The sequence below is a fragment of the Sphingomonas molluscorum genome (genome assembly GCF_039522995.1).
Taxonomy (GTDB): domain Bacteria; phylum Pseudomonadota; class Alphaproteobacteria; order Sphingomonadales; family Sphingomonadaceae; genus Sphingomonas; species Sphingomonas molluscorum.
The window spans coordinates 651,605-665,837 of the sequence record NZ_BAAAEL010000001.1 but is presented as its reverse complement, the minus strand read 5'-3'; the positions used below and the strand labels follow the sequence as shown (position 1 = coordinate 665,837).

General features: G+C 68.4%; 14 protein-coding genes. 4 read left to right on the top strand and 10 right to left on the bottom strand.

The window, feature by feature from the left end:
* Nucleotides 1-2: 2 nt before the first annotated feature.
* Nucleotides 3-959 carry a TIM44-like domain-containing protein gene (locus ABDZ92_RS03240; protein ID WP_125959189.1) on the bottom strand — a complete coding sequence of 319 codons (957 nt, stop codon included), beginning with the start codon at nt 957-959 and terminating at the stop codon, nt 3-5.
* Between the two features lie 398 nt (nt 960-1,357).
* Here ABDZ92_RS03240 and ABDZ92_RS03235 point away from each other — a divergent pair, with 398 nt between their 5' ends.
* On the top strand, nt 1,358-2,680 hold the full coding sequence (locus ABDZ92_RS03235; protein ID WP_125959188.1) for a cystathionine gamma-synthase family protein: 1,323 nt from the start codon (nt 1,358-1,360) through the stop codon (nt 2,678-2,680).
* Nucleotides 2,681-2,815: 135 nt separating this feature from the next.
* On the opposite strand, the gene ABDZ92_RS03230 is transcribed toward ABDZ92_RS03235, so the two are convergent.
* Nucleotides 2,816-3,019 carry a hypothetical protein gene (locus ABDZ92_RS03230; RefSeq protein ID WP_125959187.1) on the bottom strand — a complete coding sequence of 68 codons (204 nt, stop codon included), beginning with the start codon at nt 3,017-3,019 and terminating at the stop codon, nt 2,816-2,818.
* A 301-nt stretch (nt 3,020-3,320) separates the two neighbouring features.
* Here ABDZ92_RS03230 and ABDZ92_RS03225 point away from each other — a divergent pair, with 301 nt between their 5' ends.
* Nucleotides 3,321-5,738, top strand: a complete 2,418-nt coding sequence (locus ABDZ92_RS03225; RefSeq protein WP_125959186.1) for a PAS domain S-box protein — start codon at nt 3,321-3,323, stop codon at nt 5,736-5,738.
* A 97-nt stretch (nt 5,739-5,835) separates the two neighbouring features.
* On the opposite strand, the gene ABDZ92_RS03220 is transcribed toward ABDZ92_RS03225, so the two are convergent.
* The 5 genes from ABDZ92_RS03220 to ABDZ92_RS03200 form a co-directional block, all read right to left on the bottom strand.
* Complete coding sequence (locus ABDZ92_RS03220; RefSeq protein ID WP_272695253.1) at nt 5,836-6,204, bottom strand: reverse transcriptase-like protein; 369 nt, start codon at nt 6,202-6,204, stop codon at nt 5,836-5,838.
* Nucleotides 6,201-6,740 (bottom strand): pseudouridine synthase, encoded by a 540-nt coding sequence (locus ABDZ92_RS03215; protein WP_125959184.1) that lies wholly within the window; start codon nt 6,738-6,740, stop codon nt 6,201-6,203. The genes ABDZ92_RS03220 and ABDZ92_RS03215 overlap by 4 nt, the downstream gene beginning before the upstream one ends.
* Entirely contained in the window at nt 6,737-8,353 is a 1,617-nt protein-coding gene (locus ABDZ92_RS03210) for an NAD(P)/FAD-dependent oxidoreductase (protein WP_125959183.1), read from the bottom strand. Before ABDZ92_RS03210 ends, ABDZ92_RS03215 begins: the two co-directional genes overlap by 4 nt.
* A 32-nt stretch (nt 8,354-8,385) precedes the next feature.
* Entirely contained in the window at nt 8,386-8,886 is a 501-nt protein-coding gene (locus ABDZ92_RS03205) for a MarR family winged helix-turn-helix transcriptional regulator (RefSeq protein ID WP_125959182.1), read from the bottom strand.
* A 141-nt stretch (nt 8,887-9,027) separates the two neighbouring features.
* On the bottom strand, nt 9,028-9,858 hold the full coding sequence (locus tag ABDZ92_RS03200) for an alpha/beta fold hydrolase (protein WP_125959181.1): 831 nt from the start codon (nt 9,856-9,858) through the stop codon (nt 9,028-9,030).
* Between the two features lie 113 nt (nt 9,859-9,971).
* Here ABDZ92_RS03200 and ABDZ92_RS03195 point away from each other — a divergent pair, with 113 nt between their 5' ends.
* Entirely contained in the window at nt 9,972-10,991 is a 1,020-nt protein-coding gene (locus tag ABDZ92_RS03195; RefSeq protein ID WP_125959180.1) for a GlxA family transcriptional regulator, read from the top strand.
* An 11-nt stretch (nt 10,992-11,002) separates the two neighbouring features.
* A complete protein-coding gene (locus tag ABDZ92_RS03190) occupies nt 11,003-11,260 on the top strand; it encodes a hypothetical protein (RefSeq protein ID WP_125959179.1) in 258 nt (85 codons plus the stop codon).
* Between the two features lie 6 nt (nt 11,261-11,266).
* Here the strand turns inward: ABDZ92_RS03190 and ABDZ92_RS03185 are convergent, their stop codons facing one another.
* The 3 genes from ABDZ92_RS03185 to ABDZ92_RS03175 form a co-directional block, all read right to left on the bottom strand.
* Nucleotides 11,267-13,075 carry a DUF885 domain-containing protein gene (locus ABDZ92_RS03185; protein ID WP_272695252.1) on the bottom strand — a complete coding sequence of 603 codons (1,809 nt, stop codon included), beginning with the start codon at nt 13,073-13,075 and terminating at the stop codon, nt 11,267-11,269.
* Between the two features lie 78 nt (nt 13,076-13,153).
* Nucleotides 13,154-13,882, bottom strand: a complete 729-nt coding sequence (locus ABDZ92_RS03180; RefSeq protein WP_125959178.1) for an energy transducer TonB — start codon at nt 13,880-13,882, stop codon at nt 13,154-13,156.
* A 42-nt stretch (nt 13,883-13,924) separates the two neighbouring features.
* Nucleotides 13,925-14,197, bottom strand: a complete 273-nt coding sequence (locus ABDZ92_RS03175) for a hypothetical protein (RefSeq protein ID WP_125959177.1) — start codon at nt 14,195-14,197, stop codon at nt 13,925-13,927.
* Nucleotides 14,198-14,233: the final 36 nt, after the last annotated feature.

Below are 14,233 nucleotides of genomic sequence, written 5' to 3'. Positions count from 1 at the left end.
GGTCAGGCTTCCTGGATCGCCGATAGGCGCCACTGGCCTTCGGCCCCGCGCTTGAAGGTCCACAGCTCGACCGCCTGGCTCGGCCGCTCCGGATCCCCCTCCACGACGGCGCCGCTGCTCCGGTCGAGCATCACGTCGATGCTCTCGTACCGCATGGCGATGGTGGCGTAGTCGGCGTCCTCCTCGCGCCAGGCTTCCGACACCTCCGCGTCGATCAGTGCGGTCCCGGAGACGCTGTTGCGCCGGCCGGCGGTTGCGTTCTGGCTGAGTTCCTCGGCGAAATAGGACATCACCTCCGGCGTGGTCCGCGCACGCAGGCCCGCGAAATCCTCCTTGGAGAAGGCGTCCTGCACCTCGATCAGCAGCCGCTCGAAGTCGCGCCGGTCCGCGTCGACGATGTCGATGTCCACGCTGCGCGGTGCCACGGCGGCGGTGCGAAAGCCCTGGGAGAACGGCTGCTGCGGCGCCGGCTGCGGCTGGAAGCCGGCAAACGGGGACGCCATCGCGCCGCCATGCGCCCCGGCGAGCGCGGGCTTGCGACGGAACATGCGAAACAGGAACCAGACGAGGCCGCCGATCAGGGCGACCTGGAGCAGCGCCATGAGCATCCCTGCGCCGGCAAGCGAACCCAGACCGCCGCCGAGCAGCGCCCCGATCAGTCCGCCTGCGATGAGGCCGCCAAGCAGGCCCCTTCCCATGCCGCCGCGCCTGGCAGGAGCGGCCCTGCCGGCCTGCGCCGCAGGGCTTGAAGCAGCCGGCTTCTCCGTCATCGAACGCTGCACGGGAGCTGTGGATTTGGGAGCCACCGTGGTGGTGGCCGGTGCATCATAGGTGCGCGCGCCGCGGCTGCCGAAGCTTCCTCTCCGGCGCGCGTCCGCATCATCGGGAACGACGAGCATCGCTGCCACGGCGAGACCGGCCGCGATGGCGCCCAGGTTGCCGATCTTGAAGGACTTCATTGCTTTTCCTCGCGTTGGGATTGGGTCGATTGTGCGATGGGACTGCTGGCTCAAGCCGCGCCATTCGTGGCTGGCGACGCGCCGCTGCGCCGGGTGCCCAGCGAAGCGGCACGCGGCGTACGGGGCACGTCCTTCCGGTCAGCGGCAGTCATCGCGAACTCCATGTTCGGGACTGGCCGGAGAATTGTGGAATCAGCCAGGCCCCTCATGCTCTGCGGTCCGACATCACACCACGTCGTGGGGTGTCAGAGGGGCCCGGCCCGCTCCCGCAAGCTAGGCGAGGGCGGCCGGCGCTTCAAGTGCGTCCAGCTCCAACCGGCGCCTGCGGCGACCGGAAACGGATGGCGAGCGGTCCAGGAACGGCTAGGGTGATCGACAAACAAGCAGAGAGGACTGCCATGAGCGGATCATCGAACCCCGAAACCGAAGCCGAAATCACCGGGGCCACGACCCGCCGCCGGCCACGGCCGGAGATACTGGAGGTGGGCGGCCGCCGCCTTTCCCCCTCCACGCTGATGATGGGTCACGCCTATGATCCGGCGCTGTCCGAAGGCTCGCTGAAGCCGCCGATCTTCCTGACGTCGACCTTCGTGTTCGAGAATGCCGCGGCCGGCAAGCGCCACTTCGAAGGGGTGACCGGCAAGCGGCCGGGCGGGGTCGACGGCCTCGTCTACTCGCGCTTCAACGGGCCGAACCAGGAAATCCTGGAGGATCGCCTGGGCATCTGGGAAGATGCGGAGGACGCGCTGGTCTTTTCTTCCGGCATGTCGGCGATCGCGACGCTGATGCTGGCGCTGGTGAAGCCCAGCGACGTGATCGTGCATTCCGCCCCGCTCTATGCCGCTACCGAAACCCTGATCGGCCGCATCCTCGGCCGCTTCGGCGTGACCTTCCTCGATTTCCCGGCGGGCGCCACCGAGGAAGAGATCGCCACCGTGATCGAGCGGGCGAAGGCGCAGGGTAACGTCTCGCTGATCTATCTCGAGAGTCCGGCCAATCCCACCAACGCGCTGGTCGACATCGAGGCGGTGGCGCGCGTGCGCGACCGGCTGCTGGGCGATACCGTGCCGCCGATCGCGATCGACAACACCTTCCTGGGCCCGCTTTGGCAGCAGCCGCTGCGGCACGGCGCGGACCTGGTGGTCTACAGCCTGACCAAATATGCGGGCGGCCATTCGGACCTGGTCGCGGGCGGCATTTCGGGCGCCAAGAAGTGGATCGACCCGGTCCGCATGATGCGCAACACCATCGGCACGATCTGCGATCCGAACACCGCCTGGATGCTGCTGCGCAGCCTGGAGACGCTGGAGTTGCGGATGAGCCGTGCCGGCGAGAATGCGGCCAAGGTCTGCGCGTTTCTGCGCGATCATCCCAAGGTGGAGAGCGTGGGCTACCTGGGGTTCTTGAAGGAAGGGAGCCGCCAGGCGGACATCTACCAGCGCCATTGCAGCGGTGCCGGATCGACCTTCTCGCTGTACCTGAAGGGCGGCGAGCGCGAGAGCTTTGCCTTCCTCGACAACCTCAAGATCGCGAAGCTCGCGGTGAGCCTGGGCGGTACGGAGACGCTCGCTTCCTGTCCTGCGGCGATGACGCATCTGTCGGTCCCCGACCAGCGCAAGCAGGACCTGGGCATCACGGACAACCTCGTGCGCATCTCCATCGGCGTCGAGAATGCCGAGGACCTCATCGCCGACTTCGACCAGGCACTGAACGCGGTGTGACGGTCACCCATCCCGCTCCATGCACGTGGGGCGGGATGGGCGGACCAACGCGCTTCCTCCAGCGCCGCCGACCCGGCGTCGTTGGAGGGTCCGGCGGCTAGCCCGCGTGCTACTTTCGCCGCAGCGAACGCGGGTTCAGGCGCTGCGCCCGAGCGCCGCATCTTCCCGCGGCTCGGTACGCGGAAGCAGGGAGAGCTGTGAAAGAAGAAACGGCAGATCGCCGGTGATCAGCGTATCGTGCGGAAGCGCGAAGGCGTCCTGCAGCAGAGTGCCCAGCACCGGCGCCCCTTTCCTGGCGGCGGGAGCCTTGGGCGCGTGGGACGGTTCGGTCTCGTGCATCATTCTCTCCTGAGCGGACGCTAGCCCGAACGCGGGCGGCCGCAACGCCTTATGTCATGCGCCGCTTCCAATCGGCGCTCGTACGCCTCGCTTGGGCTTTCCGTCGCCGTCAGCGTCGGTATCCCGGCGTTTCGGGCAGGGTCTGCAACGCCCGGGGGTGGCACCAACGCCCTTCAGGTACGTTCAGTGGCTTCCCGTTCCGTTGCGTTCCACTACACGCCAGAGAGGGCGCCCGGTTGATGACGAAGGGTGGAGCGGTGCTGCGGCGCCGTCGGAGAAGAAGGTGGGCGATCAAGGGCTGATGACTGGCACGAACGAAGAACTGCAAAGCCGTCTGGAAGCGCTGGAAGCCGAAGCCACGCACCTGCGAGCACAGCTTGGCCGCGCGCGTAGGATCCTCGACAGCAGCGCCGACTTCGCCGTGGTCGCAGGGCGGGAGAAGGCGGACGTCGCCGCAGCACTGGAGGCCAGCGAACTCCAGTTCCGCACCTTCGCCCAAGCCATGCCCAACCAGATCTGGGCGGCGCGGCCGGACGGCGCGATCTATTGGTTCAACGACCAGGTCTACGCCTATTCGGGCTGGTCCGCGGACGAACTCCTCGGCGCGGACGGCTGGCAGCGCTTCGTCCACCCGGAGGATGTTCCCCCGACCGTCGAAGCCTGGCGCCAGGCGCGCGAGCGCGGTGATGTGTACGAGCATGAATATCGCCTGCGAAATCGCGAGGGGGAGTACCGCTGGTTCCTGACCCGCGGCGAGCCGGTCCGCGACGAAGAGGGCAATGTCACCGGCTGGGTCGGCACCAACACCGACATCGAGGATCAGAAGCAGAGCGAGGCCACCAGCGTCGCCGATCGCGATCGGCTGTGGTCGATGTCGCAGGAGCTGATGCTGGTCTGCACCTTCGAAGGAGTGATCACCGCGGTGAACCCCTCGGCAAAGCGCCTACTGGGGTGGGATGAGGCCGAGATGGTCGGCGCGCGTCTCGCAGACTTCCTCCACCCCGACGATCTCGTCGCGACCGCCTCAGAGGTCGAGAAGCTCGGCGACGGCGTCACCACGCTGGCGTTCGAGAACCGCTATCGCACCAAGTCGGGCGACTATCGCCTGCTTGCCTGGACTGCGGTTCCGGAGGCCGGGCGCATCCATGCGGTCGCGCGCGACATCACCAACGAGCGGCAGTTGGCCCTGGAGCGCGAGCGCATCTGGAAGCTGTCGCCCGTGTTGAAGGTGGTGACCAACTCCGAAGGCTGGATCACCGACGTCAATCCATCGTGGACGACGCTGCTGGGGTGGAGTCGCGAGGAATCGGTGGGCCAGCGCAGCACGGAGTTCGTGCTGGAGGAAGAGGCCAGCTGGCAGGCGCGGGTGGAGACGCTGGCATCCGGCAAGCCGCTGCGGAACTACCGCATGTCACTGCGGACCAAGCATGGCGAAAGCCGGCTGGTGGAATGGACCACCGTCCCTGAGAACGGCATGTTCTATGGCTTCGGCCGCGACATCACCGCAGAGGCGGCAGCGGCCGTGGCGCTGGAGGAAGCCGAGGCGGCGCTGCGCCAGTCGCAGAAGATGGAGGCAGTCGGCCAGCTGACCGGCGGCATCGCGCACGACTTCAACAATCTGTTGACCGGCATCACCGGCAGCCTGGAGATCCTGGAGGTGCGGATCGCTCAAGGGCGGTTCGGCGAGGTGGAGCGCTATGTGGCGGCGGCGCGCGGCGCCGCCAAGCGTGCGGCCTCCCTAACGCACCGACTGCTCGCCTTCTCCCGGCGCCAGACGCTCGATCCGAAGCCCACGGCCGTGAACCGGCTGATCGACGGCATGGAAGAGCTGATCCGTCGCACCGTGGGACCGGAGATCGAGGTGGAGGTGGTCGGTGCCGCCGGCCTTTGGGCGACGCTGGTCGATCCCAACCAGCTTGAGAACGCGCTGCTGAACCTCTGCATCAACGCGCGTGATGCGATGCCGGAGGGCGGGCGCCTGACGATCGAGACGTGCAACCGTTGGATCGATCGCCGTGCGGCACGGGAACGGGACCTGGAGCCGGGGCAATATGTCTCGCTGTGCGTGTCCGATACGGGTGTCGGCATGTCCCGGGAGGTGATCGACAAGGCATTCGATCCCTTCTTTACGACGAAGCCGATCGGAGCGGGTACGGGGCTCGGCCTGTCGATGGTCTACGGCTTTGCGCGGCAGTCCGGCGGCTTGGCGCGCATCTATTCCGAAGTCGGCGAAGGCTCGATGGTCTGCCTCTACCTGCCGCGGCACCATGGCGAGGCGGAACCGGAGCCGGAGCTCGGCACGCTTGCCGATGCGGAGCAGGCCGGTCAAGGCGAGACGGTGCTGGTGGTGGACGACGAACCCACCGTCCGGATGCTGGTGATCGAGGTGCTCGACGAACTCGGCTATTCGGCACTGGAGGCAGGCGACGGGGCAGCCGGGCTGAAGATCCTCCAGTCGGATGCGCGGATCGACCTGCTGGTGACCGACATCGGCCTGCCGGGCGGCATGAACGGGCGCCAGATGGTGGATGCCGCGCGCCAGAGCCGGGCCGATCTCGAGGTGCTCTTCATCACGGGCTATGCGGAAAACGCGCTGATCGGGAACGGCCAGCTGGAACCGGGCATGCACGTCATGACCAAGCCCTTTGCCATGGAATCGCTTGCCTCCCGCATCCGGGAACTCATCGCCAGGGGCGTGGAGCGGCGTTCGCAAGCCTAGGCGATGCGGGCGCGCTACGAGGGCCAGTAGCGGCGTTGGCCCGTCGTGCTCGGCTTTGGTGAGGCTTTGCCTCGCCGGAAACGCGGATCGGGCTGCGTCAGCGGGCGTGCAGCGCCGCCAATGCGATGCCGGCGAGGTTCTGGCTTCGTTTGACGTACCGGATGCGGGTCCGGCCCTCCGGCCTCGGCATCTGCTGGAAGCGCTCGAGATGGGCCAGGCAGGAAGGCGGGCATCGCACCAGGCCGTTCGCCTGCGCGATCACCGCTGCCGCGTCCCCCAGCAGAACGGCGTCCGTCACACCCATCGCATGGGCGCACTGCATCGCCTCGATCAGCGCGAGCCACTCGGCATCCATGCTGGTGCCGGGGCCGAGCCCGCGCTGGACGAGGCTCCGTCCGCCCACGACGACCGCCAGCTCCATGCCGATCGGCAGAGGCCGGCTGCCGCCGTCGAAGAACAGCTTCACGCCTCGCGCCATTCGCCCGGCGAAAGATCGCGGAGCGTCCAATCGCCGATCCGCCAGCGGACCAGCCGCAAGGTCGGGTGGCCGACCGCCGCCGTCATCCGGCGTACCTGCCGGTTGCGGCCCTCTCGTATGGTGAGCTTCAGCCAGCAGTCGGGAATGCTTGCGCGAACGCGGATCGGCGGGTCCCGCGGCCAAAGCGCCGGATCTTCGATCCGCTCCACCTCCGCGGGACGCGTCGGGCCGTCGTTCAGCAGGACGCCGGTTCGCAGCCGATCGAGCGTCCCCTCCGCGGGAGTCCCCTCGACCTGGACGAGATAGGTCTTCGGCAGCTTGAAGCGCGGATCGGCGATGCGCGCCTGCAGCCGCCCGTCGTCGGTCAGGAGCAACAGCCCCTCGCTGTCCCGGTCGAGCCGCCCGGCCGGGTAGACGCCGGGGACCTTCACGAAGTCTGACAGCGTGGCGCGGGTCGTCGGGCTGCCGCGGTCGGTGAACTGGCTCAGCACCCCATAGGGCTTGTTGAAGAGAACCAGCGTCATTGCGCGCCGAGGCTTTGCGCCACGGCTTCGGCGACCTTGATGCCGTCCACGGCCGCGGACAGGATTCCGCCGGCATAGCCCGCGCCCTCGCCGGCCGGGAAAAGGCCCGCGGTGTTGAGGCTCTGGAAATCGTCGCCGCGCGTGAAGCGCACGGGCGAGGAGGTGCGCGTCTCGACGCCGGTCATCACCACGTCGGGATGGTCATAGCCCTGGATCTGGCGCCCGAACACCGGCAGCGCCTCGCGCATCGCCGCGATCACGAAGTCGGGGAGGCATTCGGCGAGATCCGTCGGGTGCACGCCGGGGCGGTACGATGGAACCACGGAGCCGAGCGAGGTGGAGGGGCGGCCCGCCAGAAAGTCCCCCAGCCGCTGGGCGGGGGCCTTGTAGTTCGACCCGCCGGCGACGAAGGCGCGCTCTTCCCAATGGCGCTGGAGGGCGATGCCCGCGAGTGGGTCCCCTGGATAGTCGCGGGCAGGATCGATCGCGACGACGAAGCCGGAGTTGGCGTTGCGCTCGTTGCGCGAATATTGGCTCATGCCGTTGGTGGCGACCCGGCCTTCCTCCGACGTCGCTGCCACCACCGTGCCGCCGGGACACATGCAGAAGCTGTAGACCGTTCGCCCGTTCGAGCAGTGGTGCGAGATATGATATTCTGCCGCACCCAAGATGCGGTTGCCGGCGTCCTGCCCGAAGCGGGCGCGGTCGATCCAGGATTGCGGATGCTCGATGCGCACCCCGATCGAGAACGGCTTGGCCTCCGCATAGACGCCGGCCTCGTGCAGCATCGCAAAGGTGTCGCGGGCACTGTGCCCGATGGCCAGCACCACCCGCTCGGCCGGCAGGTATTCGCCGCCGTTCAGGTGCAGTCCGCGCAGGCGCCGTTCGCCCGAGCCATCGGTCGCCACGTCCAGTCCGTCGACCCGGGTGGAGAAGCGGTACTCACCGCCCAGCGCCTCGATCGTCTCGCGGATGCTCTCCACCATCGTCACGAGGCGGAAGGTGCCGATGTGCGGATGCGCCTCCGTCAGGATCTCCGGGGGGGCGCCCGCCTTCACGAACTCGGTCAGGACCTTGCGGTTGAGGTGGCGCGGGTCCTTGATGCGGCTGTAGAGCTTGCCGTCCGAGAAGGTGCCGGCTCCGCCCTCGCCATATTGCACGTTGGATTCCGGGTTCAGCACGCTGCGGCGCCACAGCCCCCAGGTGTCCTTGGTCCGTTCGCGCACCACCTTGCCGCGCTCCAGCACGATCGGGCGGAAGCCCATTTGCGCGAGGATCAGGGCGGCGAAGAGCCCGCACGGGCCTGCGCCGATGACGACGGGACGCGGGGCGTCGGCGGGTGCCGTGCCGACCGGGCGATAGCGCGTGTCCGGCGTCGGCTGCACATGCGGGTCACGCCGGAACCGGGCGAGGACGGCGGACTCCTTCTTCAGCGAAACGTCGACCGAGTAGACGAGCTGGATGTCGGTCCGGTCGCGCGCATCATGGCCGCGCCGCGCGACCGAAAAACGGACGAGCTCGCGCGGGGTGATGCGCAGCCGCTTGGTGATCGCTGCCGACAGCGCCTCGTCGGCATGGTGGAGCGGCAGTTTCAACTCGGTGATGCGGATCATGGCCGCGCCTTACATCGAGATCCGCGCGCTTGCTAACCTTGCTCGTTCGCCGCAGCCTCGCGGGCCTCCGGCTTGAGGTTCCAGCCGCCGATCTGCGCATAGAGCGCGTCCCGCAATTCCCGCACCCGGGCGTTGAGCGCCTTGAGTTCCTCCACCGGCTGGCCGGACGATGACAGTAACGCCTCGGCGAGGCAGCCGGTCCTGGTGCGAAGCTCGCGGCCGTCCGGGGTCAGCGCGACCAGCACCTGCCGTTCGTCCTCGGGATTGCGGGTGCGCTGCACCAGGCCGGCGGCCTCGAGGCGCTTGAGGAGCGGCGTCAGCGTGCTCGATTCCAGCGCCAGTCGCTCCGCGATCCGGCCGACCGTCTGCCCGTCCTCCCGCCACAGGATGTTGAGCACCAGATACTGCGGATAGGTGAGCCCGAGCTGGTCCAGCAACGGCTTGTACACGCGCTGGATCGCCATGCTCGCGGAGTAGAGGCCGTAGCAGAGCTGGTCATCCAGCGGCAGCAGCGTCTCTGCGACGTCCGTCATTCCTCACTCCTGGTGCAACCGCGCCGCGGCACACCGCACATATCGCGATAATCTTTCGATGAACAAGCCCGTGCGCGAGGAGGACGGAAGGCGCAAAAGGACGAGGCTCCCCGGAGCGCTGCTCCGGAGAGCCTTTTTGGATCAGCCGCGGAAGAAGGCGAGTAGATCGGGATTGATGACCTCGGGGTGGGTCTGCGCCATGCCGTGGGGCAGGCCGTCATAGGCCTTGAACGTGGCGTTCTTCAGCAGGCCCGCGGCCTTGGGGCCGTGATTGGCGAAGGGGACGACCTGATCGTCCGTGCCGTGCATCACCAGCACCGGAACGTCGATCGCCTTCAGGTCCTCGGTGAAGTCCGTTTCGGAGAATGCCTTGATGCAGTCGTACTGCGCCTTGGCACCGCCGGCGAGGCCTTGGCGTGACCAGTTGTCGATCAGGCCCTGGCTGACCTTCGCGCCCTCGCGATTGAAGCCGTAGAAGGGTCCGGACGCGACCTCGCGGTAGAATTCGGGACGATTGGCGACAAGGGCGGCACGGAAACTGTCGAACAGCTCGATCGGCACGCCGTCGGGATTGGTGTCGGACTTGACCATGACCGGCGGCACGGCACCGATCAGCACCGCCTTGGCGACCCGTCCCGGCTCGGCGCGGGCAACATAATGCGCCACTTCGCCGCCACCGGTGGAGTGGCCGACGTGGATGGCGTCCTTCAGATCCAGTGCCGTCACCAGTTCCGCCACGTCGGCGGCATAGGTGTCCATCTCGTTTCCGGTATCCGTCTGCGTCGACCGACCATGGCCGCGGCGATCGTGGGCGATCACGCGATAGCCCTCGCCCAGGAAGAACAGCATCTGGTTGTCCCAATCGTCCGCCGACAGCGGCCAGCCGTGATGGAACACGACGGGCTGTGCATCCTTGCTGCCCAGGTCCTTGTAGAAGATTTCCGTGCCGTCCTTCGTGGTGATCGTCGCCATCGCTTGTCTCCTCGGTGAAGGCGGCAGGAGCGCCGCTGTCGAAGATGATGTACAAGGACCAGGGTGGCGGCACGCGTGGGGGAAGTGACACAGTGCGAGGCGAAACTGACAGGATGCACATCGTCGCGGAGGTCGGGCTCGTCCTCTATCCCGACTGCCAGTTGTCCGCGATCTATGGCCTGACGGACCTGTTCCGGATCGCGAGCGACATCGCGGCGCGTTCGGGCGCCTCGAACCCTCCGGCGATCCGGGTGAGCCACTGGCGTCAGGATGGCGATGCGATCGTCTGCACCTATGACAGCGCACCCCGTTCCCAGCACGCGCTCAGCCACCTCATCACGCCCCCCAGCATCGTCCTTCCGGACCGGATGCAGCCCATGCGCGGCCTCGCCGAGTGGATGGCCACGCTCCACCGCGCCGGGGCGACGCTGTGCTCGGTTTGCGCGGGGGCGTTTGTGTTGGCCGAAACCGGCCTGTTGCAGGGGCGGGAGGCGACCACCCACTGGGCGTTCGCCGAAACGCTGGCGTCGCGTTTCCCCACCGTCCGCGTCGATGCGGATCGCATGCTGATCGACGACGGCGACATCATCACGGCGGGAGGCATCCTTGCCTGGACGGATCTTGGCCTCACGCTGGTCGAGCGCCTGCTGGGTCCCAGCGTCATGCTCGACACCGCGCGCTTCCTGCTGGTCGATCCGCCGGGTCGTGCGCAGCGCCCCTATGGCCAGTTCGTCCCGCGGCTCGATCATGGGGATGCGGCGATCCTGGCCGTGCAGCATTGGCTGCAGGCGACGGGCGCAAAGGAGCATGGCGTGCCGATGCTCGCCGGCAGGGCAAGGCTTGAGGAGCGTACGTTTCTCCGGCGCTTCAAGAACGCAACGGGCTTGCGGCCCACCGAATATGCCCAGCAGATCCGCGTGGCCAAGGCGCGCGAGGCACTGGAACGGACGCGCAAGCCCGTGGAGCAGATCGCCTGGCAGGTCGGCTATGGCGACCCTTCGACCTTCCGCAAGCTGTTCCAGCGCGTGACGGGCCTCGCCCCGAACGAATATCGGCGACGGTTCGGCGTCGTGGGCGGGGCGGAAGGCTCCGGTCCGGCGCAGCGGCTGGACAGCGCCCTGCTGCCTGCCTAGGCGCCGGCACCGTGGCCAAGAAACACTATCTGACCGCGACCCTGCCCGATGGCTATGTGAAGACGATCGGGCCGACCTCGATCCCCTTCACCCATTATTGGCGCATCGTCGCCGAACTCGCCAACGGCAAGACCGAGGTGTTCTGGGGCCATGCCAAGTCGCTGGCTGAGGCGAAGGGCAAGCAGGCCGCCGCCGCCGATGCGGCCGCGACCCGCGGCTGGCGCTCCTACGCGTTCGAAGTCGTGGAGCTGGTCAAGACGCGCGGCTGACCCGCCTCACGCCACCGCCCAGCGCTCGCGCACGACGCGTTCCAGCACTGCGAGCGGCATTGCGCCGTCCAGCAGCACGGCGTGGAACCGCTTGAGGTCGAACTTCGGGTTCCTCTGCACCTCGGCGCGCAGCCGCGTCCACACGGTGTGGCCGATCTTGTAGCTGCACGCCTGGCCCGGCCAAACGGTGTAGCGGTCGATCTCGCCCTGGCTGCGGCCGCGCGCGATGCCGGTGGTCGCGATCAGATAGTCGGTCGCCTTTTCGCGGCTCCACCGCTTGGCGTGCATGCCGCTGTCCACCACCAGCCGCGTGGCGCGGAACAGCAGCGACTGGAGATAGCCGACCTGGCCGAGCGGATCGCCCTCGTACATCCCCATCTCGTCCGCCAGCTGCTCGGAATAGAGCGCCCAGCCTTCCGAATAGCCGCTGAAGAAGCCCCGCCTGCGGATCAGCGGGATCTGCGTGCTCTCCAGCGCGAGGCTGACCTGGAGGTGATGGCCGGGCACCGCCTCGTGATGGGTGAGCGTGGCCAGCCCGAACTTCGGCCGGTCGAACGTGTCGCGCAGGTTGATGTAGTAGATCGCCGGGCGCGAGCCATCGAGCGAGGCGTTCTGGTAATAGCCGCCGGGCGCACCCGCCTGGATCGTCGGGGGGACACGCCGCACTTCGACCGGCGCCTTGGGCAGGGTGGCGAACGCTTCGGGCAGGCGCGCGTGCATCGCCTGGATCTGCGTGTTCAACTGGGCGAGCAGCGCTTCGCGGCCGGGATCGGTGTTGGGGAAGAGCTGGTCCGGGCGCTTGTTGAGCGCCACCAGCCGCTCGCCCACGCTGCCCTGGGCCATGCCCTGCGTCTTCAGGATCGCGTCGATGCGCCCGCTGATCTCCGCCACCTGCTCAAGGCCGAGCCGGTGGATCTCGTCGCCCGTCATCGCCACCGTGGTCGCCGCCTCGGCCGCTGCGGCATAATAAGCGTCGCCGTCGGGCAGACGCCAGCAGCCGGCGTCGTGGACCGCCTTGGCGCGCAGCTCCGTCACCAGCGCGCGCTGGCGATCGAGCGCCGGGAACACCTTCTGCTCGACGATCGCCGTCGCACGAGCGACGCGGTCTGCGGGCAATCCTGCCGCCTTCAGCTTGGCGGCGAAGCTGGCCACCATCACCGTCTGGTCGGCGGGCTTTTCCCGCGCGCTCGCCAGCTGCTTGAGCGTGGTGTCGAGGATGTAGTCGGGGGCGAAGACGCCGCGCGCGGCATCCCGGCGCTGCCGCTCGCTGCTGTCGTCGATCGTCTTGGGGAAGGCCTCCAGCCGGGCGAGATAGGCGTCTGCCTCGGCCGCGTCGCGAACGCGCGCCTGGGACTCCAGGAAGTCCGGCACGTCGCGATAGGGGCCGCTCAGCTGGCTCAGCACATAGGGGGCGAACCGGCCCAGGCTGCTGCCATAGGTGAAGCGCTCCGCACCCGCGACCGCACGGGTCAGCTGATATTCCACGATCTCGTGGTCGAGCTTGGAAGCGGGGGACAGGTCGGCAGTGTTGACCCGCTGGAGCTCGGCAAGCTCGCGCCGGGTGCGGGCGAGCGCACGCGCCTGGCCCGCGGCGGATTCGTCGTCGAGCTGCGACTTCAGCCGCGCGCGCTCGCCGGTGTCGAGGCCGAGCCGCGTCGCTTGCTCCGGGGACTCATCCAGCCGCGTGTAGAAAAAGCGGTCGAGCATCGCGCGGAAGTCCGCGTCGGCGTTTCCCGCGGCAAAGGCTGCGCGTGCCGGAACGGCACCGGCGAGTGCGACGGCAGCTCCACCCACCATGAAATCACGACGTTGCACGGCAGTTTCCCCCTGTTGCCCCGGTTCAGAACAGAGGTGTAAGCGAGCCCTGGACGCACGTCACCCACCGAGTGCCGCTCAGCGACCGGGCTCCAGCCACCAGTCCTGACGCCAGCCGCGGAGCTCCTCGACGGGCTGACCGGCGCCGTCGCGGGCAGGGGCATAGCGGTAGCGGGCCTCGATCAGCCGACAGGTGGTGGCGTCCAGCTCCGCCGAGCCGCTCGAGCGGGTCACGGCACAGCCGGTGGGGCGGCCGGCGGCGTCGACCGTGAAGCCCACCGTGACGCTGCCCTCCACCCGCGCCCGCCGGGCAGCGCGCGGATAATCGGAATCGCGGATCGCGCCGCGCAGCAGCCGGGCAGGACTGCCGCCACCGCTCCCCGTTCCGTTGCCGGAGGTGCCGCTGCCGGTGCCCTGGCCCACGCCGCCTGCGCCGGTCCCCGGGCCAGCGAGCGGTGCCGCGCCCGCGGCGGGATCCGGGCCGGGGCCGGCGATCGGGGCGGCGACAATCGGCGGCGGCACCAGGAGCGGCACGGGTGGTGCCACCAGTTCGACGGGGCGCGCGTGCCGGTTCGCAGGCGCCGCCGTGCCGCTTTTCCGCTCAGGCTGGGGCACCGGCTGGACGGTGGGCGGGGGTGGCGGGGCAGGTGCGGGCAGGTCGAACGTCAGCAGCCCGTCGTCGAACTTCGATTCCGGCGCGACGCCGAGCGCGGTCACCAGCGCGATGCCCAGTCCCGCGTGCAGTAGCAGGACGGCAAGCGCGGAGGCGATCCGATGTCGCCCTTCCTGATGATAGCCCTGCCGCATGCCATCCTAGATCGGCAGGCCAGGAAGCCTATTTCAAGTGCGTCAGCGGCCTCCGCCGAGCGGCACCCGCAAGGTCACCTTCTTCCAGCCCCAGCGGATCATCGAATCCTCTTCGTCCTCGACCGGCTCGGCAAGCTCGCGCAACCGCCAGCGGCTATCCTCGGCGGCGGTGGCGGATTCGATCCGCTGCAGGTCGAACGACCCGGCGTCGGAGAGCTTCGCTCGCGGCGCTTGGTTCTCCCGCGCGGTCGGCGTCGCTGTTGCAGCGGTGCCGCTGATGGCCAGCACGAGGATGGCTGCGGCAAGGCTTGTCATTGCGGCGTCGAAGTCCCTTGAAGTGGTGATGGCAGC